Raw genomic sequence first — 24,869 nt, forward strand, 5'->3', positions numbered from 1 at the left:
CATGATGCGCATGCCTTCCACGAAGACCGTTCTGTTCGCCTCGCTCGTCGCCGTCGCGGCGCTTCCGCTGACCGCCTGCGTCGCGCCGGGCTATGGCCCGTACGGCGCGCAGGGCTATCCGCAGCAGCAATACGCGACGCCCGGCTACGCGCAGCCCGCGTATTCGCAGCCGGGCTACGTGCAGCAGCAACAGCCGTATCCGAACCAGGCGCCGTCTCCGTACGATTCGCAATACGGGAACCAGCAGTATGGAAACCAGTACGGGAACCAGTATGGCAACCAATACGGCACGCAGTACGGCACGGTCGCGAACATCCGCCCGGTCAGCAGCGCCGTGGCGCCGGCGGGCGTGGCCGGCACCGTCGTCGGGGCGCTGGTCGGCGGCCTGGTGGGCAACCAGTTCGGCCGCGGCCACGGCCGCGATGCGGCGACCGTGATCGGTGCGCTCGGCGGTGCGGTGGCCGGCAACCAGATCGGCCAGCAGATGGGCGCCGCGCAGGGCCCGAGCAGCTACCGGATCGACGTGCAGGTCAGCGACGGCACGATGCGCTCGTTCGACGTGCAGTCGCCGGGCAACCTGCGCCCGGGCGATCGCGTGCAGATCAACGGCAATCAGCTGGCGCGGTATTGATTTCGGCGGCACGACGTCCTCGGTCGACGTCGTGCCCTTGACCGGCGCGACGTCACGCGCCGCGCCGCCCGCTTTGCTTCGTACGCGCCGCCAATACGGCGCCGCCCACCGCCTCCTTCCCCGTCCTCAAGCTCACGCCCCGGAAGCACGCGACACGCGATTCCGGGCAGCCCGCTTTCCCGCCTTGCCGCACGGCCCCGGCGAATGACCGCCGCAAGATCGGCCAGCCGAACCCGCGCCGCGGGGCGCATGTCATTCAGCCGCACGCCGGCCGACAAGCACGGCATGGGCGCGCACCTCAGCGCATCAGCGCGTCATCGCAGCGGCTTCGATCGGCAAAGCAGGCGTTGCCGAATCCGATTAGCATGGACTCGCCCCGCGGCGTGACGCGCCGCGGATTCCGACGATCCACCAGACCAACGACACATGATCACGACTCGCCTGCTCGACGCGGCCGACGCGGCGCTGTTCCAATCCCTGCGCCTCCGGGCGATCGAGACTTCACCGACCTCGTTCCTGCCGACCCGCGACGAACAGGCCGCGCTCTCCCTTGACGAAGTGGTGTCGCGCATGCGCCCGACGCCGGAGCTCGCGGTATTCGGCGCATTCGACGGCGACACGCTCGTCGGCATCACCGGCGTGCGCCGCGATGCGCGCACGAAGATCGCACACAAGGCGACGGTCTGGGGCCTGTTCGTCGATCCCGCGTATCGCGGACGCAGGATCGCTCAGTCGCTGCTCGAAAGCGCGACCGCGCACGCGGCGCAGGCGTGGCAATGCCGCCAACTGCTGCTGTGCGTGAACGAGATCAACGGCACTGCGGAGCGGCTGTATGCGTCGCAAGGGTTCGTGCGGTTCGGTACGGAACCGCGCTCCCTGTTCGTCGACGGGCGGTTCTACGACGAGCACCACATGATCAAGACGCTGTCATGACGCAGCGAAGCGGCCTGCATATCCGCAAATATGTGGGCGCACACTCACTTCACGAACGCACCCAAGACATCCGTTGTCGTACATTTATGCGCAAAAACTTCAAATCAGACAGATACGCGGTCGAGCCCTGATCGACCCGGCACGCGGAATGTGACAAGCTCGCTCAGGCGTCATCCGATCCACCTTGCCAGAGGAGCCCCACTTGCCTTCCCGTCACGGAGTCGACCTCATCCGCGCCCGCGCGCTGTTCGATCGCGAGCGCCGTGCCTTCACCGAAGCCATGCCGGTCTCCCGCGCGCTCTCCGCGGAAGCGTCCGAGCATCTGCTGTTCGGTGTGCCGTTGCACTGGATGCAGGACTGGTCGACGCCGTTCTCGCTGTACGTGAAGGAAGCACACGGCGCGACGTTCACCGACGTCGACGGCCATCGGTACGTCGATTTCTGCCTCGGCGATACGGGTGCGATGTTCGGCCATGCGCCCGAACCCGTCGCACGCGCGCTCGTCGAGCAGGCGACGCGCGGCTACACGACGATGCTGCCGAGCGAGGACGCCGCGTGGGTCGCGCGCGAACTCGCACGCCGCTTCGGGCTGCCGGTCTGGCAGTTCGCGCTGAGCGCGAGCGACGCGAACCGCTTCGTGCTGCGCTGGGCGCGCGCGGCCACCGGCCGCAACACGATCGTCGTGTTCAACGGCTGCTATCACGGCACGGTCGACGACGTGTTCGTCGATCTCGTCGACGGCCGCCCGGTGCAGCGCGACAGCCTGCTCGGGCAGTCGTATGACTTGCTCGCGAACACGCGTGTCGTCGAATTCAACGACCTGGCCGCGCTCGAAGCCGCGCTGAAGGATGGCGACGTCGCATGCGTGCTGGCCGAGCCCGCGATGACGAACATCGGGATGGTGCTGCCCGAGCCGGGCTTCTGGGAGGCCGCGCGCGAACTGACGCGCCGCTACGGCACGCTGCTCGTGATCGACGAGACGCACACGATCAGCAGCGGCCCGGGCGGCTACGCGGTCGCGCACGATCTCGAAGCGGACATGCTGGTGGTCGGCAAGCCGATCGCGGGCGGCGTGCCGTGCGCGGTGTACGGGTTCAGCGCCGAATTCGCGGAACGCGCGAAGCAGGCCAAGTTGAACGCGCCGCCCGGCCATTCCGGCATCGGCACGACGCTCACCGCGAACATGCTCGCGATGCATGCGATGCGAGCGACGCTCGCCGAGGTCGCGACCGACGCCGCGTATGCGCACATGTTCGAAGGCGCCGCGCGGCTGGCGACGGGGCTCGAACAGGCGATTGCGAAACACGGGCTGCCGTGGTGCGTGACACGGATCGGCGCGCGCACCGAATTCCAGTTCGCACCCGTGCCGCCGCGCAACGGCACGATCGCCGGCGCGCAGCTCGACAGCGAACTCGAGCACATCGTGCACCTGTACCTGCTGAATCGCGGCGTGCTGATCACGCCATTCCACAACATGATGCTCGTGTGCCCGCAGACTACCGCCGAGGACGTCGATCGGCTCGTCGCGCAGTTCGATGCGTGCCTGGGGGAACTGGTGTGATGGCGTGATGGCGTGATGCGGGAGGCTGATGCACGCGTCGGCCCGGACGCGGCGGTTGGTTCTCACGCGACCGGCAACGCAAGCCGCGCAAGCTCCGCGAAATACCGCGCGCCCACCGGCAGGATCGCGTCGTTGAAGTCGTACGTCGCGTTATGCAGCGGCACGCCGCCGTGGCCCCCCGCCTCACCGTTGCCGATGAACACGAAATTGCCCGGCACCGCATGAAGAAACGCGCCGAAGTCTTCCGAGATCATCATCGGCTGGACGTTCGGGTCCACGCCCTGCGCCCCGGCGACGTTCGTGGCGGCCCGCACCGCGACGTCGACGTATTCCGGCGAATTCACCGTCGGCGCGAACTCGTGCGTGTACTCGAACGCACACGCCGCGCCGTGCGTGCGGCAGATCCCTTCGCTGATCTCGCGCATCCGCGTTTCCAGCAGCGCCTGCACGTCGCGCGAATAGCTGCGCGTGTCGCCCTTGATCGTCACCGTCGACGGCAGCACGTTGCGCAGCCCGTCGGTGACGAATTCCGTGCACGAGATCACCGCCTGCTGGCCCGGATCGAGATTGCGCGACACGATCGTCTGCAGCGCGAGCACGACCTGCGCGCCGATCACGATCGGATCGATGCCCATGTGCGGGCGCGCCGCATGCGTGCCGCGCCCGTCGATCCGGATCACGAAGTTGTCCTCGCTCGCCATGATGCCGCCCGCGCGCGTCGAGAAGGTGCCCGCGCGCATGCCCGGCATGTTGTGCGCGCCGAAGATCGCGTCGACCGGGAAGCGCTCGAACAGCCCGTCGGCCATCATCGCCTTCGCGCCGCGGCCATGCTCCTCGGCCGGCTGGAAAATGAAGCGCACGGTCCCGTCGAAATCCTTGCGCTCGGCCAGCAGTCGCGCGGCGCCGAGCACCATCGACATGTGGCCGTCGTGCCCGCACGCGTGCATCTTGCCGGGCGTCAGCGACGCGTGCGCGCGACCGGGTGCGCTTTCCGCGATGTTCAGCGCGTCCATGTCCGCGCGGATGCCGATCGCGCGCTTGCCGGTGCCGGCCGTCAGGTTCGCGACGAGCCCCGTGCCGCCGATCCCCCGATGCACGTCGAGCCCGAGTGTCGTCAGGATCGTCGCGACGAAGTCGGACGTCTTCACTTCGTCGAAACCGGTCTCCGGATAGCGATGCAGGTGCTGTCGCCAGGCCTTCAGTTGTCCTTGCAGCGTGCTTTCCATCCCGAACTCCTCGTCGATGTCGATGCCGATGCCGGTTACACGGCGACGGCGGCCGCCGTGCGATCCAGCCAGTCGCGCTGCCGCGCGAGCACGGCGTCGGCCGTCTCGCCGACGCAGCTCCGGTACACGGACGGCGCCGTCGCGCCTTCCGTATTGATCGCCAGCACGCGCGACGTGGCGTCGAGCCCCGCCGCGCGTGCCTGTTCGGGGTCGCGCATCAGCACGTCCAGCCCCGCAACGCCGGCCGCGCCCGATTCGCCGATCACGAGCGGCGCGTCGCGGCCGGTGCCCGCCGCGAAGCGGCGCATCGTGCGCACCGCGTCTGCGTCGTCGATCAGCATGAAGTGGTCGATGCACATCTCGAGGAAATCCCACGCCAGCGGCGACGCCTCGCCGCATGCGAGCCCGGCCATCACCGAATCGACGCTGCCGGTCGCCTTGGTCGCGCGCCCGGCCAGTGCACTCTGGTACAGGCAGTCGGCCTGGCGCGGCTCGACGACGATGAAATGCGGCCGCTGCACGCCGTCGCGCTCCCACAGATAACTCGCGACGCCCGCGGCGAGGCCGCCCACGCCGCCCTGCAGGAACACGTGCGTGAACGCGGGCGCACCGGGCGTGTCCGCCGCCTGGCCGACGAGTTCGGCCGCAATCACGCCGTAACCCTGCATCACGTCGCGCGGAATCGCTTCGTAGCCGTCGTACGACGTATCCGACACGACATACCAGCCGTTCGCCTGCGCGAGCTGTGCCGCGCAGACCACCGACTCGTCGTAGTTCCCCGCGATGCGCACGATCCGCGCGCCGTACGCGGAGATCGCGCGTTCACGCTCGGCATCGACGTTCGCGTGCAGCACGATCACGCACCCGCAGCCGATCGCGCGCGCGGCGGCGGCGAGCGCGCGGCCGTGATTGCCGTCGGTCGCGCTGATCACCGTCAGGCCGGCGAGCAGCGACGCGTGGCGGCCGGCGATCAGATCCTGCGGGTCGAGGCCGTGCGTGCGCCGCAGGCGCTTCACGAGCCGCACCAGCGCGATCGGCGCGCCCAGCGCCTTGAAGCTGCCGAGCGGCGAGCGGCACGACTCGTCCTTGACCGCGAGCCGCGCGACGCCGAATTGCGCGGCGGCGTCGGGCAGGCTCCACAACGGCGTCGGCGAGGCGCCGAGGAGAGGCCAGTGCGACAGCCACGCGCCGCTTTCGTCGGCGGACGCGATGTTCATCACGCGGCGCAGCGCGTGGGGATAGGCGGCGCGCGATGCGCGGGGGTTGGCGATCAGCATGGCAGGCTTGCTCCGGAGAGGCGGCCTCGGCAGAGGTCCGTTGGTTGAGTCGTATCGGGAAAGCGCCGGTTGCGCCTGCCCTCGATGAGCAAAATAATATTGCGCAGGCTGGTCAATAAAATCCCTAATCAAGCCGGCTTTGCGCAACAATTTCTCATTCTTTCGAGGTTTCACGCGCCATCATGACCACCCCACTCGATGCGTTCGATCGCAAGCTGCTGATGGAGATCCAGCGCGACGCGCAGACGCCGCAGAGCGAACTCGGCGCGCGCGTCAACCTGTCGACCGCGGCCGTGAACCGGCGCCTGAAACGTCTCGCGGACGTCGGCGTGATCGAGCGCTACACCGCCGTCGTCGCACCGGACAAGGTCGATCATCCGCTGACGATCGTCGTCAACGTCGAGGTCGAAAGCGAGCAGATCGACCAGCTCGACGCGATGAAACGCGCGTTCGAGCGCTGCCCGCAGATCCAGCAGTGCTACTACGTGACGGGGGAATGGGATTTCGTGCTGATCCTGGCCGTGCGCAACATGGATCAGTACAACGCGCTCACGCGCGAGCTGTTCTTCGCGAACAACAACGTGAAGCGCTTCAAGACGCTGGTGAGCATGGGGCGGGTGAAGGTGGGGTTGGGGGTGGCGGTGGACGTGGAGGAGTGAAATGCGAGCGGGAAGAACCCCAAGGCTTTTGCAATCAACGCTCGCCCTGAGGTTCGACAGGTTCACGACCGCTTACTACTGTCGCCCCAGTCAGCGAGTGCCAAAGCCGGTCACGGTTGCAATCAACGTAGCGCCGCAGGATGTTTTGTGTCCCTCGAAGGCGACGGGTACGCCATCCACCTTGAAGTTCTCGTCGCCCTCGATGATGACGCAATCGTGATGGCCGTCGCGCGGGCAGGAACAACGATCTCCCTTGCGCGCAACGGGAACGCCGTGGACCTTGAACTGTTGTGCCGAGGTTTGGACGACTTCCCCACCGTGGTCGGTGGGGTCGCCCAGGCGAATGATTCGACGCATGGCGTATCAGGTAGAGGAGTGTGGAGCATCAGCGCAGCTGTCATCGATGGCTTCCCGTCGAAGCGGGTCAGCCTCATGCAGCGCATCCCATGTGCTTTGCGGCGCACTCATGACACGTTCGCGTCCGCGTTGGGCGCATGCGCCGCCTGCTCGTCGCTCGCCAGCCTCCACACGGTAGCCGTGTTCGAGACGGGCTGCTCACCCTTGACACGCTGCCACAGCGACGGCTCGCTCGCGACCGCCACCTTGGGCATGATTTGCCCCTCCTGGATGAACTGGCGCCGCTCGCTGGCTATCGCGCCCGCTTCGTCGCACTGCCACCAGCCCGTTTGCGGGCAGGTGTAGCCGGTGACAACCGGCTTGGTTGCGGAAGCGACCGACGGTTCCCGACGAGGATAGGCCAGCGTGCGGTCCACCCCCGGCGGCGGTTCGCCCGGTTCGGGCTGGTGCCCCTCGTCGTTTTCCAGGAAGTACGGGTCGCTGCATTTCCAGTCCGCCAGCGCTTTGAGGTAGGACCAGTAGGCGACATCGGTGTAGCTCTGGTTCGTCCCCACCGCCAGGTCCCACGCCATCACCCCGCGCACCACGAATTCGTCTTTCGGCAGGGAGCTGTGATTGGTCTGGTTGTGTGCGATCTTGATCAAATCCTCAGCCGCCTCGTCCACCGTCTTGTAGACCGGGTAGCTTTTCCCATAGATGTCTACCTCCATGCGCACCACTTCGTAGTTCGGACCGTAGACTTGGCGGTATGCGTCCACGTCGCGGGCGTCGCCGCCACTGATAGTAGGCTCAAGCTTGTCTCGGTACTGGTGAAAATCCTTGAGGCGCCCGTTCCATCCAGCCAAATTCTTCCAGGCTGTGTCCCCAGCCGTATTCTTCGCCTGCTCCATGTGTTGCCGCAGTGCTTGATTCATCAGCCACGGCACGGTGGGCGCGTTGATGTAGACGGCTTCTTCAGCCTCGTTCGGGGGCGAATAGACGCCATAAACGCCCAAGACTTTTTCGGACTTCGGAATCCAGAACTCCGTGCGCTCCGTGCCGATCTCGTTGCCATCATCGTCCTTGGTGATGGCAAAGCTCTTGGCGCACGCAACGTAGCTGTATTTGCCCTTGCCTGCCTCGATGTTCTCCGCGAACATGCGCACTCGCAGGTTGGAGGCGCCCACGCGCTCCTGCTCGGATTGCATCATCGCGCGCCAGCCGATCGAGCGCAACACACTGGCGCCCATCACCCGGTCGTGCGGGTTAGCGTAGACGTAGAACTTGCCGTATTCCTCGCGGTTCAACAGCGGCTTGCGTGCCGGGGTGCAGAGGCACATTTTTTCCAGCTCGCTGTCGGTCGTGGCGTCGGCATGTTCGCCGGCCTCCTTCACCACTTCAGCCACGGCCTTGAGGGTGGCAAAGCGCGCCGCCTGGGAGACCACGTAGGCCTCGCCGAACTGCGCGCACTCCATCAGGCCGCCGGGGTCGTTCAGGCTGAAGGGGCTGTTGCATACGAACAGCGCCTCCGGGCCGCGCACGCCTTGTTCCTTGAGCATGAGCGTGGCGAGCATCGACACCATGGTGCCCTGGCTGTGGCTGACGATGTTGATAGTCTCATGCGGACTGTTACGGCGAACGGTGGCAATCAGATGGGCCAGTCGGCGAGCGGCGTGCACATAGTACGTGCGTGGCGGGCAGTCGGTCAGGTAACGGTCCGTGACGGGGTTGACGCGCTGGAAGGCTAGCGTGAAACCTTTGTCCTTGCGGAACATGTGCCACAGCCCCGACGTGCCGTTCTGAAAAGGGCCTCCGCCCCAAGCGTCATCCTCATCCAGTGCGACCGGGTAATCGCGAAGCTCAGGATGGGTGCGGTCATTCAAATCGCCCGCGCTGGGGCGGCCGTAGTCACCCTTGCGCGACTTGAAGCCCCAGTAGAAGCGAATCACCGGAGACTTGGCGACCAAGTACTCGGAGTTGGCGGCGGTCTGACCGCCTTCGAAAAGAGGACGAGTGCGCTTGAGCGGACGATCGAGGCTGTAGGTGTAGTTGGGATCATCTTTTTTATAGACCGATGTCCGTAATTCGACTTCGCTCCCCCATCTCCCCAGTCGATCATTTAGGCCCGCGCAGATATGCTTCTCAGCGTCGTTGTACCACTCGCCCTCGCTGTTGACGCCATGCACGAAGATCACGAGGCACGGTAGTGGGTTGGTTTGGCGATACACCGGCTTGCCTTCGTGCTCTGGGCCATCGATGGAGCGGCCAAGTTCGAGTCCAAGCGGTGTGGATTCGTACTTCAGCCGCACCTCCTTGAGTTCATCGACCTTGGGAGTGAACTGCTTGAACTTGGGGGCTTTCATGGAGTCGGGCTCGGGTTGGCGGCGGACGGTTTTTGCTGTTGCTGCTTTTGCAACTGGCGCTCACGGTTGATTGAGGGACGCCAATGGAGGTCCCTTCTACACGTGAAATACTCAGCCGGACTCACTGGAAAACTGAGTTGTTCACGAGCGAGCTTGCGAATGCGGTCGCCCTCAGGATCTTGGGAGCTACTGGCCTGATATTTGAGCGTGATTTCCTGCTTTGTGGGATCTATGACGAACCACCTTGCGCCTCCCCATTTATTAAATGCTCCACGTGGCCCCTCATCGCCTCCGCCTCCGGCATAGATGTCGTTTCCGACTACAACAACGTCGCTGCCACCGCTGACTTGTGGCCGAAGCAATTTAAACGTTCGCCCCTTGTCAAAGGAAACATAGACAGCCAAATCATTCCGGGCTACCACATAGGGGGAGTTGACCACCTTAAACACCCCCGTCGGATTGCCCTTCTTGTTCGCGTCAATCTGCGTTCGAACCCCCAACTGCTCGTCCACGTAGAACAAATTGTCTTGGCACGGCAAATTGAAGCCGGGCTCTGGATCATTCTCGATGTAGCGATGCTCATCAAAGCGATACACCACCTGCTTGGGCGGCCGCGCGATGTTGTTCAGCGTCTTCTCGCTGATCGTGTCGCCAAAACCCACGGACGCTGCGGCCCGGTCGGCGGGCGAGAGGCCACAGCCGGCCAACGACAGCATTGCTGCGGTTACGCTGGTCAGCATAGCAATGCGGGTGCTTCGCATATTGGAAATAACTCCTTGTTTCTGCGCCACTTCCTTGAGCCGATCGGCCTTGGTGACGAAGTTCTTGAACTTGGGAACTCTCACGGGTTCGGGCTCGCGTTGACGGTGACCGGATTATGCTGTTGCTGCTTCTGCAACTGGCGCTCGCGGTTAATTGAGGGACGCCAGTGCAAATCCTCTCTACAAGAGAAATACTCAGCCTGACTCACTGGGAAACTGAGTTGTGCGCGGGCGAGTTTGAACAATTCTGGATATCGCGGATCTGGCTCGGGCACCGGCCCTCCTCCCGACGCCAGTCGTTTCAAGTCATACGGAGAAAAGGGTTTTCGCGCTATATATTGCAGCTCAATCTTTTGCTCGTCTGGCTTGATGACTAGAAATCTGATGGCCCCAAGGGTGAATGCTCCACGAGGCCCGTCTGCTCCGCCGCCGCCCAAGTAAATGTTGTCGCCAACGACGACGACATCAGTGCTACCACCAACATCAGGAACAATTTTGAAGGTGCGCCCCTGGTCGAATGAAACACGAACAGCTGCATCGCTTCTTGTGACCACGTAGGGCGAGTTGACGACCTTGAACACCCCTTCTGGATTGTGTTTTCTATTTCCGCCAACCTGCGTCCGAATGCCTAACCGCTCATCCACATAGAACAACTCCGCCTGACACGGCAGGTTGTACCCCGGCCCCGGATCGTTCTCGATGTAGCGATGCTCATCGAAGCGATACACCACCTGCTTGGGCGGCCGCGCGATATTGTTCAGCGTCTTCTCGCTGATCATGTCGCCGAAACCCACGGATGCTGCGGCCCGGTCGGCTGGCGAGAGGCCACATCCGGCCAACGCCAGCATTGCTGCGGTTACGCTGGTCAGCATGGCAATGCGGGTGCTTCGCATATCGGAAAAAACTCCTCGTTTCAGTGCCACTTCCTTGAGCCAATCGACCTTGGTGACGAAGTGCTTGAACTTGGGAACTCTCACGGGTTCGGGCTCGCGTTGACGGTGGACAGGTTTTGCCGTTGCTGCTTCTGCAACTGGCGCTCACGGTTGATCGAGGGACGCCAATGGAGGTCCTCCCTACACGTGAAATACTGATCCGGGTCTTGATACCGGCTATTGGCCACATGTTCGCGGGCGAGCTTGCGAATGCGATCTCCCTCGGGGTCTTGAGAATTGCCGGATCGATATTTACGCGTGATTTCCTGCTTAAAAGGGTCAATCACAAACCAATAGGCAAATCGGCGCTCACCAAATGCCCCATGCGGCCCGTTCTCACCTCCACCTCCGGCGTAGACGTCGTTCCCTACAACGACAACATCGGCGCGACCACCAACCACGACGAATTTAAAGCTGCGCCCCTGATCAAAGGAAACATAGAGGCCACCGTCATCCCGAGCGATTACATAGGGCGAGTTGACCACCTTGAACAGCCCCGTCGGATTGCGCTTGCCGTTCCCGCCGAACTGCGTGCGGACGCCCAGCGTTTCATCCACGTAGTACAACTCCGCCTGACACGGCAGGTTGTACCCCGGCCCTGGATCATTCTCGATGTAGCGATGCTCATCGAAGCGATACACCACCTGCTTGGGCGGCCGCGCGATGTTGTTCAGTGTCTTCTCGCTGATCGTGTCGCCGAAACCCACGGATGCCGCAGCCCGATCAGTCGGCGAGAGACCACAGCCGGCCAGCGACACCAACGCCGCCGTGGTAGCGACCAGCAGCATGCCGCGCGTAACAACACGGCGATGCCATGAGCAGGAATGAGGCTGGTGCTTCAACGAGGTCTCCGTGAATGATCCCGCATGGCTGGCCCTACTCAACCACGCCGGGGCCGCCAGCGCCGCAGCACGTGCTGATCGAGCGGTGCGTCCGAAGCGATCTTGCCGCCCTCGATGGTCGTGCGCGTCTCGTTCTGACCGGGGCGCACGATGACATGACTGTCAGGCACAGGGCCGTTGCCCAGCTTGTCCACGACACGGATCGGTTCGTCAGGCTTCAACGCCGACGTCACCTCATGCGGCACCACCGGCCGGCTGTCCGGCCCCACGAACGAATAGTCCGCCGAATGCACCTGGAACGCGCCGTTGGTGCCGCTCGTGATGCCCCCCTGACTCAAATCGATGTAGCTGCCGCCCCCGTTGATGCGCACCCCGTCCGTTCCGTTGATGTCCACCCGCTTGCCTTCCATCTTGATGTCCAGCTTCGCCAGGATGTTGATGCCGTTCTTGAGCGCCTGCATGTCGATGTCCCCGCTGGCGGCCACCAGCTTCAGGCCGACCCGGTAGGCAAACAGCCGGATCGCGTCCTTGGCGCTGGCGAGCAAGCTGCGCCCGGTGGCAATGCTGGTGTGCCCGCCGCTGGTGATCGCGTGATGTGCGTTGCTCTGCTGGTGCGTGCTGCCGGCCGTGCTGCTCTCGATTCCCGCCGGGCTGGCCAGCATCAGGTGCGGCTGCTGGAACTCGGGGAAGCGGCCCTGCGCAGGATCGCCGCCGCTGCCCGTCAGGCCGGCATTCTGCTCGTGCAACTGCTTGGCAACCTCGCCCTGGTCGTCCGCCTGCTGCGCCCCCGCCATCCGCGCCGCATCCGACAACCGTTCGTGCATCTCATGGGCCACCGTCAGCCGCGCCAGCGGCGCAGCTGCATCCATCATGTTGCCGCCCCCGTTGGGGGCTTCGGTGGTCAGTTGCATGCCGGCAGCGGCGCGGTGCGCGCCGTGCCCTTCGGTGTCCAGCGCGAAACCCTGGCCGCGCGGGTTCTGTCGGCCGGTCGTGCCGTCGATCCGCGTGATGTGCCCGAGGCTCAGCGTGCTATTGAGGTGATCGCTCTTGAACTGCGCCTGAATCCGGCCCGCCGTGTCGTCCAGGATCAGGTGGTTGCTGCGGCCGTCGGGATCGTTGCCGCCGCCCGACGTCAGCTCCCGGCTGCGGATGCCCATCAGCGCCTTCTGCGCCGGCAATTGCCACGGCGGCATGCGCTGGGCGTTATGCACGACGCCAACGGCGAGGAAGTGATCGGGGTTGCCGTCCAGTGCGATCACCCATACCTCGCTACCCGCGCGCGGCCACGACACCATGCCGGTTTCGCCGCCGGCCCAGTTGGACGCCACCCGCACGCGCGCACTGACCTTCCCCTCCCGTTCCCAGTGGAACCGGACCAGGATGCGGCCGTGTTCGTCGACATCCAGCGCGCCCAGCCCGCCGGCGGCGACGACCGTCGCGGTCTGGTGTCCGTCCATCCTCACGTCGACGCTGTTCCTGCCTCGGCCGGGACGCCACGGCACCGCGCGCTTGATCGCACTGAAGCGGTTGCGGTATTCACCTTTCCGGCCGGCAAGCAGCGCCGCCGGCGGTGCCTCGTGGCCGCCCTGCCGCCCGAGTTCCGCAAGGTAGTTGTTGCTCGCGCTGTGGCTGGCCTCCACGATCAGGTATTCGCTGTCCTCTTCGCGCTCCGTGTTGCTGAAGTGGTCGGACAGGGAAAACCAGCAGCCGGTCGCCACGCTGCCGCTGTTGCCCTCGGCCTGGTATTGCTGAGCGTGCGCTTCGACTTCCTCGCGGCGCAGATGCATGAGCGCAACGCCCATCGCGTCTTCCTTCGTGAATCCGTAGTGCCCCACGTATTCGTGCGCTTCCAGGTCCGGCACGCGGCCCTGCTTGTGCTGCGCCGGTTCTGCATGGTGCTGCGGCTTCGGGTGCTTGAAGTCGATTGCGCTCGCCGCGAACAGCGCGGCCGCCGCCGTCTGCACGGGCATCCAGCGCTGGATGGCGTTTTCTTCCTGCGGTCCACCCTGGGCCTGGAAGGGTATCCGGCGCTCGCCCGCCACGGGCGGGCACTGGCTGCTGCTGTTGAAAATGACCAGCTGGTGGCCGGTTGCATCGTGTTCGTAGCGACTGGTCCAGCCCCGTGCTTCCAGCCTGCGGTAGATGTAGTTGTGGTCGCTCTCGCCCAGGCCACCGCCCTGTACGGCCATGGTGAACGGCGTATCCTCGCCGCTCACGTCCCAGCGCCACTGTGCCCAGGCGCCATAGCCTTGCAGGATTTCAGCAAACTGCTCGTACAGGCTCTGGTCCCGGAACACGCGGTTGTTGATCCGGTGCCGCGCGAACCACAGCCACGGCCGGAGCACCGCACGGTAGGTCGCCACGCCGGGGTCGCTGCCGACCAGCGAGAATTCCGCAACGTACCCGGTGAACCAGCGCAGGGTGCCGTCCGGCTTGACCAGGGATACCGCCAGCAGCTTGCCGAGCATATCCGCCAGCACGAGGCCGGCGCTGTCGGCCAGTAGCGTCAGCTCGAAACGGAAGTCCTGGCCCAGGCCCTCCTTGGCTTCCAGGCGCTCGACGACCATCTGCACGGGGATGGAGCGCCCACGCAGGCCGGTGGCCGTGGGCGCGTCGTCCTTCGGAAACGACAGACCCAGCAGGCGCGTGTCCTGCTGGAAAAAGAGGTCTAGCGGATGCGGCATCCGGTCGGCTTCGGCCATGGTCTTGCTTGCTCGGAATGTTGGCGACAAGCGTACACAGCCGCGGCCAAGTCGGGCGCGGCTGTGTACGGCGATTCAGAGGGAAGCGATGACAGGGAAGCGGCCGATATTCAATAAAACGACGTCAGATCTTCGCCTGATTTAGATAGAGGCACGGCAGCGATTTTATACACCCGTTCGTTTGATAATTCGAAACCCCCAGCTTTGGCGGAAAAGCATACCAAATCCTGACAATTGAGCGCAAGAATGTTTACGGAACGGACGCCGCAATTAGTGCGCTCGAGCTAGTCTTGCCACGTCATAAATCCGGAATCTGACCTGAACCGCACCGGGAATCGAGAAGACTGGTTGGTTTAAATTGACGAGTGCATGGCGGTCTCAAGAATCAAGTGCAACGTTTCGCTAATCCAGCGGCAGCCAATTCAATGGCCATCGCCTCTTCCGGCGTTTTCCAGCCGAGGGTTTGACGCATTCCATTACACACAAGTCTGCTGCTCAAGCTCGCGCGCGTATGTGATGCCGGCAGCAAAATCCACCACTCGCTGCATGCCTAGCCAGATGGTTTTGACGCCAGGCTCGCCGTCGCCTTTGCGGGCGAGGAAGCCGCCGAGCCTGGCGACGAGCCGTACCACTTCGTTTAGCCGCGGCGGTTTGTCGGGTGGGGCCTTCTTGTTGAGGATGAAGGCGGCCCTCCATTCATCGGGCTCGAATAGCAGTCCGGCATCGAGGTCCGGGCACGTTCGACCTAACCGCATGAGACGAGCAATGCGCCACGCCACCACCATGAACACCGCCAGCGCCCGCTCGATGCGCTCGATCGTGCTCAGTTGTAGCGCCTCGACTCGGCAACCGTTCTTCAGCACATGAAAGAAGGTTTCCACCTCCCAGCGGGCGCGGTACCAATCGATCAGCCGTGCGGCCTCGGTCATATCCGGCACGTCGCGATTGGTCAGCAAGCGCCATTCGATCGGCGTCACCCCGGCGGGCGCGTCAATCTCGCGCGCAACAAGGCAATTGATCGACACCACACCGCCCTGACCATCGGGCACGTCGATCCGACGACTCCAGATTTGCTGCTGAACCTCCCGCGCCTTCTGTCGCTGGCGACCATGCAATGTGAAGCGGATTTCACCGAGCGGCTCAGCTTGCGTGGCGTGATCCCAGAGCCTTTGACCCTCGGGCAACACGCGATTGTGCTGGGCGCGAATCAGCCAGTCGGCCGGGTAACCCAAATCGCGCGCTTTGGCCATCAGCTCGACAATGTCCGACTCCCGGTCCGCGACATACACCAACCGTGTGCCGGGCAGATCCACCGCCTGCTCGGCCACCCGTTCGTATCCCTCGATCCAGCGCGTGCTTTCCTTGATACCGCCCCGCTTGCCTCGGGCGTCCTTGCGCTCACGCGACCACATCCAGGCATTGAGCACGCCCAACGGTTCACGCTGTAGCGTGACCGCGTAGGTCGCATGAACGTACATGCCGCGCTGGGCTTCATACGACAACGGCCCCAGTCCAGCGATCTCCTGCCCGTTAAAGTTCAGCTCGGTCGTGTCATCCAGGCACAGCACCACCTCGCATGCCCGCATCCGCTCGGCCGCGCTCTGCCAGTGCGGCTCCATGACGTCGGTCCATTCCAGCTTGTCCTGCGCGAAGAACCGATAAGCCGCCGCCGTCTCAGCCCAGCCGCCGCACGCCAGCGGAATGCTCGCCGTCGGATTGCCCGACAGTTGCTCGGCCAGCAGGATCGCCCGCCGGTTCAGCCGCTTGTCGCCCAGATCGATGCCCTTGAATTCCATTGCTGCCCAGCTCTCCGTTGCTCGTGCCATTCGCGTGCCGCGCAAAAAGCAAGAGTAAACGGCAAGCCGCGACAGTTTACAAGCCGATCACGCCGACTTGTGTGTAATGGAATGGGTTTGACGAGGACGGCCATTGAGCAATTTGGCGATGTCGTTCAACTGCGTTTGCGTGACGCCCGACAGGTCCATGCCCTTGGGCAAGAACTGGCGCAGCAAACCGTTGGTGTTCTCGTTGCTGCCTCGCTGCCAGGGCGCGTATGGGTCCGCAAACCAGATATCGAGATTCAGCCGCTCGGCCAGTTCGACATGACAGGTCATTTCCGATCCACGGTCATACGTCAGGCTCTCGCGCAAGAACGCCGGCAACTTCTTCATCTGGCGCGTGAAGCCTTCGAGTGCATCCTTCGCCGTACAGCCGTCCATGCGGCACAGCACCACGAAGCGTGTCTTGCGCTCGACCAGCGTGCCCACGCAGGAGCGATTGAAGGCGCCCTTGACCAGATCGCCTTCCCAATGCCCCGGCCATTTGCGCGTTTCGATCTGCTCGGGCCGGTGAATGATGCGCAGTTCTTCCGGTACGAAGCTCTTGCGGGCAAGGGTCTTGCGCGGGTTGCCGCGCGCAGGCTTTTCCTGGCGAAGCGCCTCGATCATGGCTTGCTTCAAGCCACCACGAGGATGGGTGTAAATCGCCGCGTAGATCGTTTCGTGGCTGACGCGCTGGTCGGGGCTGTCTGGGTGCATTTCGCGAAGTCTGGCAGCAATTTGCTGCGGCGACCAGCGCCGATAGACCAGTTGATGATGCACATGCCAGTACAGCGCGCTTGCGGCAAGCAGTTTGCGCGGCCGCCGGCTTCGCTCCCGCCGTGCGCGGTAGGCCTTGGCCGCGACCGTCGCGTCATAACTTCGCGCAGACTCGGCGCGGTTGCGCGCCAGTTCTCGCGTGACGGTCGATGCGCTGCGTCCGAGCAGTCGGGCGATCGCGCGCACGCTCACCTTCTTTCCGCTTTCGATCATGATCACCGCACGTTCTTCCGCGCTCAGGTGGCTGTAGCTTTTCTTCATCGCAACACCCTATCTCAATACAGGTGTTGCACTTGAAACTAGAGTCTAAGCATCCAGAACTCGGTCCGTGGTCACCGACAACTGAAGCTCGCCGCCGAATTCACATCCCCCGCCCCGCTATACCGCGCCACCTGCGGATACGGACACAGCGGGCGCGTACGTCCCGCCCCCCACGACGCCGGCACTTCCGCATTCGGAATCACATTCGTCCCATCGCGCGCGGTGGCGACGACCGCCTCCGGCGGCTGCCCCTGCTCGACCCACGCGACGAGCGGCGTCAGCAGGTCGAACTGGTCGGCCGCCGGGCCGCCCGCGCAGTGGTTCATCCCCGGCACCGGATAAAGGCGCGCGAAATCCGACGCATCGCCGCCGTTCGCCTGGGCGAGCCGCGCATACCAGTCGCGCGTGTCGTCGAACGAGAACACCGGGTCGCCCGTGCCGTGATAGACGAGCAGCTTCGCGCCGCGCGCCTTCAGCGCGGACAGGTTCGTGTCGTCGGGCGGCGTCATGAACGTCCACGCGGATTGCGTGTACGTGCCGTTCGTCGCGAAGATCGCCGGTGCGTCGTTGTCCATGTCGAAGCCGAGTGCGAAACCGGGCAGGTTCGCGAGCGTCGCGGCGCTTTTCGGCGGCGTCATGAACGTGAACGCCATCGCGACCGGATCGAGCGTGATCGAATTCGACTGCTTCCACGCGGCCCAGTTGCTGCCGGCGACGCCTGGATCGTACGGAAAGCTCGCATACAGCGCCGCGCCCGCGCTGTTGCGTGCCCCCGTGAACACGTTCTCGAGCGCGGTCTTCTGCGCAGGCGTCAGGCAGGCCCCCGTGCGCGTGCCGTTCGCACAGGTCGGGACGTCCGACTCGACGCTGAAGTGCGCCTGGCACGCGGCGACGTCCTGCACCATCCCATCGGCAGCCCCGTCGAGCGCATCGCATTTCTCGAGGATCTTCGCGCCGACGAACTGCCGCTCCGCATCGGTGAAGCCGCTGCGGATGTCCGGCAGCCCGTTCGATCCCGTCGCCGATGCGATCTTCGCGAACTGCTGCGCGCCGTACATCTCGCCGATCGCCGCCTTCGGCAGATGAAAACCCGGATCGCCCGCGATGATGCCGTCGTAGTCGGCCGGGTTGCGCGCCGCCGTGACCATCGCGTGTCGGCCGCCGTTCGAGCAGCCGCCGAAATAGCTGCGGTCGGGCGCCTTGCCGTACGCGAGCCGGATCACCTGCTTCGCCATCGGCGTGAGCGCGTCGACCGCGCCGTAGCCGTAGTCGATGCGCGCCTGCGGATCGAGGCCGAACAGCGGATTCTGTGCGGCGCTGTGCCCGGAATCCGAACTGATCACGGCAAACCCCATGTTCAGCGCATCGTTCAGCGGCCCGCCGCCGCCGATCTCGCCGGTCGCGGTCACGACGTTGCCGTCGAGCCCGCCGTTCGCCTGGTAGAAGAAGCGGCCGTTCCACGCTTTCGGCAAGCGCATCTCGAAGCCGATTGCGTAGGTCTTGCCGTCCACCGCGCTCACGCGCTCGTTCATCTTCCCGTCGATCACGCAGTGCTCGGCGACCGGCTTGCCGGCGACCGTCAGCGCGCCGGCCGCCGCGGTCGTCACCGACGTGAACGACGTGTTCGCATACGCGAGCTTCGCGGCGAGCGCGTCGCAGGTCTGCGCCATCGCGGCCGGCGTCGCGGCGCTCAAATGCGGGGAAGCCGGCAAGATCGAATCGTCGCCGCCGCACCCGGCGAGCATGGCCGCCGCGGACAGCGGCGCAACGCAAAGGAGTACGGATTTGTTCACGGTGTCTCCGTTTCGTCAGGAAAGTGGCTCAGAACAGATGCTTGACGCCGACCATCGCGCCGAGCTGCCCCATGCCTTCGCCGGGCGTCGTGCCCGGCCCGCCGCCGCTGACCGCGTAGCGCGCATGCGCGCTGTTCCACAGATACGACGATTGCGCATAGACGGCCGTGCGCTTGGTCAGCAGATAGGTCGCGCGCAGCGTGGCCATCGTCGCGCGCGTGTCGTGCTCGCTGTTGACGATCCGGTAGCCCTCGCCGTCGACGGTGAACAGCGGCGTGAACGCATACGACGCGCCGACGAAGAACAGGTCAGAATGCGCGCCCGGCGCGGCCGGCGAACCGGTCGACACGCGCCGCCCGATCCAGCCCGCGCCGATCCGCGCATGGCCGACGTTCACGTAGCCGCTGACGTGCGTGCGCGCATCCTTGTCCGCGCTGGTCGTGAAGGCGGCGGGCGCGACACCGTCGAAGAAGCTCGCCGCAGCATTCGCGCCGCCGCGCTGCTCCTCGTACGACGCCGCCGCACCGAAGTACGCGCTGTCGTACTTGAGCATCACCGACCAGTTGCGGCACTGCGTGGCGTCGCCCGGCACCTGCCCCGCGCACGTGCCCTGCCCCGGCGAGTTGCCGGTGCCCGCGCCGTCGCGGCCGAACGAATACGCGGCGCCGAACGTGAAGCCCTTGTAATTCGCCGTGTACGTGACCGCGTTGTCGGCGCGGCCGTTCGGCACGTACGCGTCGAACGAGCCGAGCCCGTAGATGTCGGGGCCGATGATGTCCGCGCCCTGCAGCGCGAGGTAGGTCATCGTGTACTGGCGGCCGAACGCGAGCGTGCCGAAGCCGCTCTTGAGCCCGACGAACGCCTGCCGGCCGAACAGCCGGCCGCCCTGGCCGAGATCGCCGCCGCGCACGTTGAAGCCGCTTTCGAGCGTGAACACCGCCTGATAGCCGCCGCCGAGATCCTCGGTGCCGCGCAGGCCCCAGCGCGACGGCAGTTCGCCCGTCACGCCCGGCATACGCACCACGTGGTCGCCGGCCGCGTTCGCATGCGACACGAATTCGACGCCCGTATCGATGATCCCGTACAGCGTCACGCTCGACTGCGCGTGCGCGCCCGGCGCGGCCAGTGCGCAGCACGCGCCGGCGGCCAGCAGGGCCTGGGTGTTCTTCATGATGGTGTCTCCGAACCTGTGTTGATGTCGCGCTCTGACGGCGCTCGTGGTTGAAAAAGCGACTCAGGAATCAGTCGCCCGCCTGCGGCCGCCCGATCAGCAGCCACGCGGCGACGGCCGCGACGAGCGTGACGGGGATGCTCGCGCCGATCACGACCGGCGCGCTGCGGCCGGCGGCGAGCAGCGTCGCGGCCGCGAGCGGCCCGACGACGGAACCGAGCCGGCCGACGGCCACCGCCGTGCCGACGCCCGTACCGCGCATCGCGGTCGGGTAGTAGATCGCTGCGAGCGCATACAGCACCGACTGCCCGCCGACCACGAACATCCCGGCCGCGAACGCGGCCGCCGCGAGCGACGCGAAGCCGGGCGCGGCCGCGAGCGCGGCGAGCGACAGCACGATCCCGACATACATGCCGCCGACCACGCGCGACGCGCGCATCCGGTCGAGCGCCGCGCCGATGCCGAGCGCGCCGAGCCCCGCACCGACGTTGAACGCGATCTGCACGAGGCCGACGTGCTCGCGATCGAGCCCGCGCGCGGCCATCAGCGACGGCAGCCAGTTCAGCAGGAAGTAGAGGACGATCAGCGTGCAGAAGTAGCTGACCCACAGCGCGACCGTCGACGTCGTGCGGCCGTCGCCGAACAGCGTGCGGGCGACGCTCGTGCGCGCGGCCGCGGCCTGCGTGCCGGCGACGTCGAGATACGCGCGCGACTCGGGCAGGCACCACACCAGCAGCGGCACGAGCAGCAGCGGCCCCGCGCCGCCGACGTAGAAGATGTGCCGCCATTCGGTATCGCCGGCGAGCAGCACGCCGATCAGCGACGCGATCACGCCGCCGAACGGGATGCCGCAGTACATCGTCGCCACCGCGCTGCTGCGCGAGCGCGGCTCGACCGCTTCGGACGACAGCGCGATCAGGTTCGGCATCGCGCCGCCGAGCCCGATGCCGGTCAGCACGCGCACGACGACGAGCATCGCGAAGGTCGACACCTGCGCGGTGGCGATCGACAGCAAGCCGAACAGCACGACCGACGCGATCAGCACGCGCTTGCGGCCGATCCGGTCGGCGAGCCGCCCGCCGAGCATCGCGCCGGGCAGCAGCCCGAAGGTGCCCGCGCTGAACGCGATGCCCATCTGCGACACGGAGAGCCCGAATTCGCGCGCCATGCGCGGTGCTGCAACGCCGACCGACTGCAGGTCGAGCCCTTCGAGGAGGGCGATCGCGAAACACAGTGCGAGCGTGGTCGCGATCGCCGGCTTCTCTGCAACATAGGTGTTCATTTTGTCTCCAGTCCTATGCAAATCCCACGCGCGCATCCGCCGGCGGCCAGAGGCCGACGAACGCGCTGTCTCCTGATCGAACGGCAGCTTTTATCAGGCTGCCTGATTATGTAGTCGAAAAAAACCGGTCGGCAGCTCACCCGACCGGCCAATGCTCAAGCGTGGATCACATCCGGGTCACCGGCCGCCGGGTCGCCGGCCGTCGCGTCGTACAGCGCGTCGATCGTCGCCGCGCGATGCTTCTGCACGGCCGCCTGGTTCAGCGAGCCCTTGTCGGTGACCTCGCCGAGATCGAGCGACGGCGGCGTGTCGATCAGCCGGATGCGCGCGACGAACGTCGAACCGCCGCTCGCATGCCGGTTCAGCGCGACGAGCCATGCCGCGAACGCCGCGCGCACGGCCGGCGCGCGCAGCACCTCGGAAACCGATGCATCTGCCGCGAGCCCCGCCAGCGCGCGGCACGCGTCGACGCGCGGAAACACCAGCAAGCCGATGTCGTCTCGATCGATCCCGGTGACGACCACGTCCTGCACGTACGGCGCGCCGCTCGACACCGCGTTCGCGCGCAACGGCCCGACGCTGACGAACGTGCCGCTGCTCAGCTTGAAATCCTCGGTCAGCCGGCCGTCGAACAGCAGCCCGAGTTCCGGCCGCGCCGGATCGGCAAAGACGCCCCGCGTCGCCGCTGCGGTAATAGCCTTCTTCGTCGAACACGTCGCGCGGATCGACGTCCGCGTGCCAGTATCCGCGCATCACGTTCGGCCCCTTGAAGCGCAGTTCGTGCTTGCCGCCGCACGGCACCAGCTTCGCGTCGCAGCCAGGCGCGGGCAGCCCGATGTAGCCGGCGCGCATCAGCGGCCCCGTCGTGAACAGGCACGACGGCGACGCCTCCGTCATCCCGAGGCCGGCCATGATCCGGATGCGCTCGCCGCAATGCGCTTCGGTCACGCGGTCGAGCCGGTCCCACGCGGCCTGCGACAGCCCCGCGCCGCCGAAGAAATACAGCTTCACGCGCGAGAAGAACGTGTCGCGCAACGCCGCATCGCGTTCGAGCGCGGCGGTCAGCTCTTCCCAGCCCTTCGGCACGTTGAAGTAGATCGTCGGTGCGATCTCGCGCAGGTTGCGCACGGTTTCGTCGAAGCGGCCCGGCACCGGGCGGCCGTCGTCGACATACAGCGAGCCGCCGTTGTACAGCGCGATGCCGAGGTTGTGACTGCCGCCGAACGTGTGATTCCACGGCAGCCAGTCGACCAGCACCGGCGGTTCGTGCGTCAGCTCGGGCATCGTCTGGCGCAGCATCTGCTGGTTGCTGCACAGCATCCGGTGCGTGGTCGGCACCGCCTTCGGCTGCTTCGTCGAACCGGACGTGAACAGGATCTTCGCGAGATGGTCGGGGCCGACCGCCGCATGGATTTCATCGATCGTGCGCGGGACGGTGTCGAGCATGCGCGCGAACGGCACGGCGTCGCGCCCTGCGTCGGCACTGCCGCCCTGCGCGACGATCAGCGCCGCATCGGCCGGCAGCGTCGCGTCGAGCGCACGCGCGAACGGCGCGCGCTCCGCGACGAACACCGCGCCCGGCCGCAGCACGCCAAGCGTGTGACGCAGCTTGCCGTAGTCGGTCGACACCAGCGAATACGCGGGCGAGATCGGCGAGTACGGCACGCCGGCCAGCATCGCCGCGAACATCAGCTGCAGATGCTCGAGATCGTTGCCGGACAGCACCGCGAGCGGGCGCTCGGCCGTCAGCCCGAGATCGACGAGGCCCTGGCCGAGCGCGCGGGCGCGTTCGAGCATCTGCGCATAGGTGATCTCGATCCAGCGGCCGTCGGCGCCGCGCCGTGCAGCCAGCACGCGGTCGGGATGCGCGTGCGCGCCGTTCGCGAGGCAATCGGTGAGGCGCTCCGGATACGCGCCGAGCGGTTCGAGCGCGTGCAGCCGCCAGGTGCCGTCGCCGTCACGATGGATGTCGGTGTCGCCCTGCGCGACCGCCACCGCGCGATAGCGTGCGCCGCCGGCATTGCGATCCGTGGCGTGCGAGGTCATCGATGCGTTCATCGTTTCCCTCTCAGATCGGGTAGTGCCGCGGCGTGGTCTGCACGGTGATCCAGCGCAGCTCGGTGAATTCGGCGATCGACGCGCGGCTGCCGAAGCGGCCGTAACCGCTCGCCTTCGTGCCGCCGAACGGCATCTGCGCCTCGTCGTGCACGGTCGGCCCGTTGACGTGGCAGATCCCCGATTCGATCCGGCGGGCAACCGTCATCGCCCGTGCGATATCGCGGCTGAACACGCTCGCCGACAGCCCGAACTCGCTGTCGTTCGCGAGCGCGACCGCTTCGTCGTCGCTGTCCGCGCGCAGGATCGCGACCACCGGCGCGAACGATTCCTCGCGATAGAGGCGCATGTCGCGCGTGACGCCGTCGACGATCGCGGGCTGCATCGTCGCGCCTTCGACGCGGCAGCCGAGCGGCAGTTGCGCGCCGTGCGCACGCGCATCCTCGACCAGCGACGCTGCGCGCACGGCGGCCGCCGCGTCGACCATCGTGCCGAGCGGATGGCCTGCGAGCGGATCGCCCGCGACCAGCGTGCGCGCCTTGGCGGCGAGACGCTCGACGAGCGCATCGGCGATCGGCCGCGCAGCGATCACGCGCTCGGTCGACATGCAGATCTGCCCCTGGTTGAAGAACGCGCCGAACGCGATCGCATCGACTGCCGCATCGAGATCGGCGTCGTCGAGCACGAGCACCGGCGCCTTGCCGCCGAGTTCGAGCAGCACGGGTTTCAGGTGCGCGGCCGCGTGGCGCGCGATGATGCGGCCGACGTGCGTCGACCCGGTGAAGTTGATCCGCTTCACGTGCGGATGCGCGATCATCCGTTCGACGAGTTCGGGCGCATCGGCTGCCGCATGCGTGATCACGTTCACCACGCCCGCGCCAAGCCCCGCTTCGTCCAGCACCGCACCGATCAGCGCGTGCACGCCCGGACACGCCTCGGACGCCTTCAGCACGACCGTGTTGCCGCACGCGAGCGGCATCGCCAACGCACGCGTGCCGAGGATCACCGGCGCGTTCCACGGCGCGATGCCGAGCACCACGCCGCACGGCACGCGCATCGCGAGCGCGAGATTGCCGGGCACGTCGGACGGGATCACGTCGCCGTCGATCTGCGTCGTCATCGACGCGGCCTCGCGCAGCATGTTCGCCGCGAGCGTCACGTTGAAGCCGAGCCAGCCCGGCGTCGCGCCCGTTTCGGCGACGCCCGTCGCGACGATCTCGTCGATGCGCGCGTCCATCAGGTCGGCCGCCTTCAGCAGCCGGCGGCGCCGCTCCGTCGGCGCGAGCGCCGCCCATGCGGGAAACGCGCGATGCGCGGCGTCGATCGCCGCGTCGGCGTCGGCCACGCCGGCCGCCGGCGCGCGCGACGCGAGCGCGCCGGTCGCGGGGTTGAAGCGGTCGAAGGTTCGGCCGTCGCGGGCGGTGCACCACTCGCCCGCGATCAGCATCCGTCTGTCGGTCATGTCGTCTCCTGCCTTGCCTGTCTCT

18 protein-coding genes and 1 pseudogene are annotated in these 24,869 nt (G+C 66.0%); 4 read left to right on the forward strand and 15 right to left on the reverse strand.

Annotated elements, in window-relative coordinates; genetic code table 11:
- The first annotated feature begins 1 nt into the window (after nucleotide 1).
- The 3 genes from WT26_RS34700 to WT26_RS34710 all read left to right on the forward strand — a co-directional run bounded on the left by WT26_RS34700 (nucleotide 2) and on the right by WT26_RS34710 (nucleotide 3,125).
- Nucleotides 2-631, forward strand: coding sequence for a glycine zipper 2TM domain-containing protein (locus WT26_RS34700; protein ID WP_069275068.1), 630 nt, complete (start codon nucleotides 2-4; stop codon nucleotides 629-631).
- Between the two features lie 426 nt (nucleotides 632-1,057).
- The gene (locus WT26_RS34705; RefSeq protein WP_069275069.1) at nucleotides 1,058-1,564 is read left to right on the forward strand and encodes a GNAT family N-acetyltransferase; all 507 of its coding nucleotides are present in this window, start codon (nucleotides 1,058-1,060) and stop codon (nucleotides 1,562-1,564) included.
- Nucleotides 1,565-1,766: 202 nt separating this feature from the next.
- On the forward strand, nucleotides 1,767-3,125 hold the full coding sequence (locus WT26_RS34710) for an aspartate aminotransferase family protein (protein ID WP_069275070.1): 1,359 nt from the start codon (nucleotides 1,767-1,769) through the stop codon (nucleotides 3,123-3,125).
- Between the two features lie 62 nt (nucleotides 3,126-3,187).
- On the opposite strand, the gene WT26_RS34715 is transcribed toward WT26_RS34710, so the two are convergent.
- Together WT26_RS34715 and WT26_RS34720 are read right to left on the reverse strand one after the other, a co-directional pair.
- The gene (locus WT26_RS34715; RefSeq protein WP_069275071.1) at nucleotides 3,188-4,351 is read right to left on the reverse strand and encodes a M20 aminoacylase family protein; all 1,164 of its coding nucleotides are present in this window, start codon (nucleotides 4,349-4,351) and stop codon (nucleotides 3,188-3,190) included.
- Between the two features lie 35 nt (nucleotides 4,352-4,386).
- Nucleotides 4,387-5,628 (reverse strand): diaminopropionate ammonia-lyase, encoded by a 1,242-nt coding sequence (locus WT26_RS34720; RefSeq protein ID WP_069275072.1) that lies wholly within the window; start codon nucleotides 5,626-5,628, stop codon nucleotides 4,387-4,389.
- Between the two features lie 182 nt (nucleotides 5,629-5,810).
- Here WT26_RS34720 and WT26_RS34725 point away from each other — a divergent pair, with 182 nt between their 5' ends.
- On the forward strand, nucleotides 5,811-6,287 hold the full coding sequence (locus WT26_RS34725; RefSeq protein WP_069275073.1) for an Lrp/AsnC family transcriptional regulator: 477 nt from the start codon (nucleotides 5,811-5,813) through the stop codon (nucleotides 6,285-6,287).
- A gap of 90 nt (nucleotides 6,288-6,377) precedes the next feature.
- Here the strand turns inward: WT26_RS34725 and WT26_RS34730 are convergent, their stop codons facing one another.
- The 13 genes and pseudogenes from WT26_RS34730 to WT26_RS34790 form a co-directional block, all read right to left on the reverse strand.
- Entirely contained in the window at nucleotides 6,378-6,644 is a 267-nt protein-coding gene (locus tag WT26_RS34730; protein WP_060169998.1) for a PAAR domain-containing protein, read from the reverse strand.
- A gap of 107 nt (nucleotides 6,645-6,751) precedes the next feature.
- Complete coding sequence (locus WT26_RS34735; RefSeq protein ID WP_069271779.1) at nucleotides 6,752-8,986, reverse strand: effector protein Tle3 domain-containing protein; 2,235 nt, start codon at nucleotides 8,984-8,986, stop codon at nucleotides 6,752-6,754.
- Complete coding sequence (locus WT26_RS34740; RefSeq protein WP_230461690.1) at nucleotides 8,983-9,831, reverse strand: T6SS immunity protein Tli3 family protein; 849 nt, start codon at nucleotides 9,829-9,831, stop codon at nucleotides 8,983-8,985. The genes WT26_RS34735 and WT26_RS34740 overlap by 4 nt, the downstream gene beginning before the upstream one ends.
- Nucleotides 9,828-10,640 (reverse strand): T6SS immunity protein Tli3 family protein, encoded by an 813-nt coding sequence (locus WT26_RS34745; protein ID WP_069275242.1) that lies wholly within the window; start codon nucleotides 10,638-10,640, stop codon nucleotides 9,828-9,830. The genes WT26_RS34740 and WT26_RS34745 overlap by 4 nt, the downstream gene beginning before the upstream one ends.
- Before the next feature lie 80 nt (nucleotides 10,641-10,720).
- On the reverse strand, nucleotides 10,721-11,521 hold the full coding sequence (locus tag WT26_RS34750) for a T6SS immunity protein Tli3 family protein (RefSeq protein WP_069271780.1): 801 nt from the start codon (nucleotides 11,519-11,521) through the stop codon (nucleotides 10,721-10,723).
- A gap of 38 nt (nucleotides 11,522-11,559) precedes the next feature.
- On the reverse strand, nucleotides 11,560-14,223 hold the full coding sequence (gene vgrG, locus WT26_RS34755) for a type VI secretion system Vgr family protein (protein ID WP_069271781.1): 2,664 nt from the start codon (nucleotides 14,221-14,223) through the stop codon (nucleotides 11,560-11,562).
- A gap of 476 nt (nucleotides 14,224-14,699) precedes the next feature.
- Complete coding sequence (locus tag WT26_RS34760; RefSeq protein WP_069271782.1) at nucleotides 14,700-16,049, reverse strand: IS4 family transposase; 1,350 nt, start codon at nucleotides 16,047-16,049, stop codon at nucleotides 14,700-14,702.
- A gap of 57 nt (nucleotides 16,050-16,106) precedes the next feature.
- Complete coding sequence (locus WT26_RS34765) at nucleotides 16,107-17,081, reverse strand: IS30 family transposase (protein WP_080485810.1); 975 nt, start codon at nucleotides 17,079-17,081, stop codon at nucleotides 16,107-16,109.
- 71 nt (nucleotides 17,082-17,152) lie between these two features.
- Nucleotides 17,153-18,826 (reverse strand): tannase/feruloyl esterase family alpha/beta hydrolase, encoded by a 1,674-nt coding sequence (locus WT26_RS34770; RefSeq protein WP_069275074.1) that lies wholly within the window; start codon nucleotides 18,824-18,826, stop codon nucleotides 17,153-17,155.
- Nucleotides 18,827-18,902: 76 nt separating this feature from the next.
- On the reverse strand, nucleotides 18,903-20,045 hold the full coding sequence (locus WT26_RS34775; protein ID WP_069275075.1) for a porin: 1,143 nt from the start codon (nucleotides 20,043-20,045) through the stop codon (nucleotides 18,903-18,905).
- A 70-nt stretch (nucleotides 20,046-20,115) separates the two neighbouring features.
- Nucleotides 20,116-21,327, reverse strand: a complete 1,212-nt coding sequence (gene mhpT / locus WT26_RS34780) for a 3-(3-hydroxy-phenyl)propionate transporter MhpT (RefSeq protein WP_069275076.1) — start codon at nucleotides 21,325-21,327, stop codon at nucleotides 20,116-20,118.
- Nucleotides 21,328-21,482: 155 nt separating this feature from the next.
- Nucleotides 21,483-23,385: pseudogene (locus WT26_RS34785) on the reverse strand (feruloyl-CoA synthase).
- 10 nt (nucleotides 23,386-23,395) lie between these two features.
- The gene (locus WT26_RS34790; RefSeq protein WP_069275077.1) at nucleotides 23,396-24,844 is read right to left on the reverse strand and encodes an aldehyde dehydrogenase; all 1,449 of its coding nucleotides are present in this window, start codon (nucleotides 24,842-24,844) and stop codon (nucleotides 23,396-23,398) included.
- Nucleotides 24,845-24,869 lie beyond the last annotated feature (25 nt).

Origin of the sequence: Burkholderia cepacia (genome assembly GCF_001718835.1) — a bacterium.
GTDB classification, from domain to species: Bacteria; Pseudomonadota; Gammaproteobacteria; order Burkholderiales; family Burkholderiaceae; genus Burkholderia; species Burkholderia cepacia_F.